A 2,982-nucleotide genomic window follows, 5' to 3' on the forward strand; every position below is an offset into this window, starting at 1 on the left:
TCGAATAGTTGCTGTGCAGATGCGTCGGCCGGCAGGTTCAGCGGGCGACCGGCATGACGACGTCGGGCGGGCCGGCCGCCTCGGGCAGCCGCGGCGTGACGCGGCGCACGTAGCGCCCCTGCGCGAACAGCAGCGGGCCGAGAGCGGCGGTGGCGAACGGGTATCCCATGATGTCGATCCGGTGGCGGTTCAGGTGGTTCATCCAGGTGGTTCAAGCGGGCCGGCGCGGGGCGCCGCCGGGTGGACATATTGTGGCCGATCGGTGCGCGAACGGGGCCGGATTGGCCGAACGGACAGGGGGCGGCCGCGGGATCCGCCCGCGCGGCCCCGTCCGGCGGCGCTCCCGAAAAGCACGCCGCCGACGTGTTAACATGCCCGTCCTGCCCGCGTGTCCGCCTGCTTCGCCAGCCTGCCGCGCACGGCATCCTCCCGGCGTTCCGCCGTCAACCGCAACACCATCCGCCATCATGTCCGCAGGCCTCAATCCCGCCCAGAACGAAGCGGTGCGCTACCTCGACGGTCCCTGTCTCGTGCTCGCCGGCGCGGGCAGCGGCAAGACCCGCGTGATCACGCAGAAGATCGCGCACCTGATCGAAGCCAAAGGCTTCGAGCCGCGCCACATCGCCGCCGTCACGTTCACGAACAAGGCGGCCGCCGAAATGCGCGAGCGCGTGTCGAAGCTGCTCGAGGGCAAGACGCTCACCACGCCCGGCAAGGAAGGCCGCAAGGTGCCCGTCAACCAGCTCACCGTCTGCACGTTCCACTCGCTCGGCGTGCAGATCCTGCGCCAGGAGGCCGAGCACGTCGGCCTGAAGCCGCAGTTCTCGATCATGGATTCGGACGACTGCTTCGGGATGATCCAGGAGCAGATCGGCACGACCGACAAGGGTCTGATCCGCAAGATCCAGAGCACCATCTCGCTGTGGAAGAACGGCCTGATCATGCCCGATGAAGCGATGACGATCGCGGCCACTGAGGACGAGCACCAGGCCGCGCTGGTCTACCGCAACTACGTCGCGACGCTGCATGCGTACCAGGCGGTCGACTTCGACGACCTGATCCGCCTGCCCGCCGAGCTGTTCGCGAAGAACGAGCAGGTGCGCGACCGCTGGCAGAACAAGCTGCGCTACCTGCTGATCGACGAGTACCAGGACACCAACGCGTGCCAGTACGAGCTGCTGAAGCTGCTCGCCGGCCCGCGCGCGGCCTTCACGGCGGTGGGCGACGACGACCAGGCGATCTACGGCTGGCGCGGCGCGACGCTCGAGAACCTCGCGCAGCTCGGCAAGGATTTCCCGAAACTGCACCTGGTCAAGCTCGAGCAGAACTACCGGTCGACGGTGCGCATCCTGACCGCCGCGAACAACGTGATCGCGAACAACCCGAAGCTGTTCGAGAAGAAGCTGTGGTCCGAGCACGGGATGGGCGATTCGATCACCGTCACGCCGTGCAACGACGAGGAGCATGAAGCCGAATCGGTCGTGTTCCGGCTGTCCGCGCACAAGTTCGAGCGGCGCGCGCAGTTCCGCGACTACGCGATCCTGTATCGCGGCAACTTCCAGGCGCGGATCTTCGAGCAGGTGCTGCGGCGCGAGCGGATCCCGTACGTGCTGTCGGGCGGCCAGTCGTTCTTCGACAAGGCCGAGATCAAGGATCTGTGCGCGTACCTGCGGCTGATCGCGAACGCCGACGACGATCCCGCGTTCATCCGCGCGGTCACCACGCCGCGCCGCGGAATCGGCAACACGACGCTCGAAGCGCTCGGCTCGTTCGCGGGGCAGGCGAAGGTGTCGCTGTTCGAGGCCGTGTACATGGGCGGGATCGAGGCGCGGCTGTCCGCGCGGCAGGTCGAGCCGCTGCGGATGTTCTGCGACTTCATCCAGCGCCTGACCGAGCGCGCGGACAAGGATCCCGCGACCGCCGTGCTCGACGACATGATGGAGGCGATCCACTACGAGGCGTACCTGTACGACGCGTTCGACGAGCGGCAGGCGCAGTCGAAGTGGCAGAACGTGCTCGAATTCCTCGAATGGCTGAAGCGCAAGGGCACCAAGCCCGAGACGGAGGCCGTCGACGGCGAGGCGCAAGGTTTCCACAACGCGGACGGGCTCGCCGATACGGGCAAGAACCTGCTCGGCCTGATCCAGACCGTCGCGCTGATGTCGATGCTCGAGGGCAAGGACGAGGATCCGGACGCCGTGCGGCTGTCGACCGTCCATGCGTCGAAGGGGCTCGAGTATCCGCACGTGTTCCTGGTGGGGGTCGAGGAAGGCATCATGCCGCACCGCGGCGGCTCCGAGGACGACGGCCCGATCGACAACGAGCGGATCGAGGAAGAGCGCCGGCTGATGTACGTGGCGATCACGCGCGCGCAGCGCAGCCTGCATCTGAACTGGTGCAAGAAGCGCAAGCGGGCGCGCGAGACGGTCGTGTGCGAACCGTCGCGCTTCATCCCGGAGATGGGACTCGACGAGGCGCCGCCGCCCACGCCGGAAGAGGCGCCGATGTCGCCGAAGGACCGGCTTGCGAGCCTGAAGGCATTGCTGCAGAAGTGACCTGGCGGTGCCGCCGCCGGGCGCGCGGTGTTCCGGCGATCCAGTGGTGCGCCGGCAAAACAAAACCCCCGCGATGCGTGTGCGTCGCGGGGGTTTTTTACTGGCGGCCGGGTGGGCTTACTTCGCTGCGTTGACCATGTAGTCGACAGCGGCCTTCACGTCGGCGTCCGACGCGCTCGACCCGCCCTTCGGCGGCATCGCGCCCTTGCCGTGCAGCGCGTAGTTGTAGACCGTATCCATCGAGTCCTTCAGGCGCGGCGCCCAGTCTTCCTTGCTGCCGAACTTCGGCGCGCCGAGCACGCCCGCCGCGCGTGGCGGAGCCCCGGTGCGCCGACTAAACTGGAAAGCATCGGCAACGGACGGGAGAGCCGCCATGATTGACGTATTCCAGACCATCGGCAGCCGCGCGTTCTCCGCTCATCTGGCG

The 2,982-nt window shown here is 67.5% G+C and carries 1 protein-coding gene and 2 pseudogenes; 1 reads left to right on the plus strand and 2 read right to left on the minus strand.

Features of this window, described 5'->3' with window-relative positions:
• Positions 1 to 67 precede the first annotated feature (67 nt).
• Positions 68 to 169, minus strand: a pseudogene (locus G3N61_RS38515) (SGNH/GDSL hydrolase family protein); the annotation flags it as partial.
• A gap of 298 nt (positions 170 to 467) precedes the next feature.
• On the opposite strand from G3N61_RS38515, the gene G3N61_RS38520 reads away from it, so the two are divergent.
• A complete protein-coding gene (locus G3N61_RS38520; RefSeq protein ID WP_089449685.1) occupies positions 468 to 2,555 on the plus strand; it encodes a UvrD-helicase domain-containing protein in 2,088 nt (695 codons plus the stop codon).
• A 117-nt stretch (positions 2,556 to 2,672) separates the two neighbouring features.
• Here G3N61_RS38520 and G3N61_RS38525 read toward each other — a convergent pair.
• Positions 2,673 to 2,864, minus strand: a pseudogene (locus G3N61_RS38525) (c-type cytochrome); the annotation flags it as partial.
• Between the last annotated feature and the right edge of the window lie 118 nt (positions 2,865 to 2,982).

Source organism: Burkholderia sp. Ac-20349 (assembly GCF_017104865.1).
GTDB classification, from domain to species: Bacteria; Pseudomonadota; Gammaproteobacteria; order Burkholderiales; family Burkholderiaceae; genus Burkholderia; species Burkholderia aenigmatica.

Bases quoted from the DNA above. Each gene is read 5' to 3' on its own strand.
- G3N61_RS38520 (WP_089449685.1), top strand. From the start codon at position 468: ATGTCCGCAGGCCTCAATCCCGCCCAGAACGAAGCGGTGCGCTACCTC.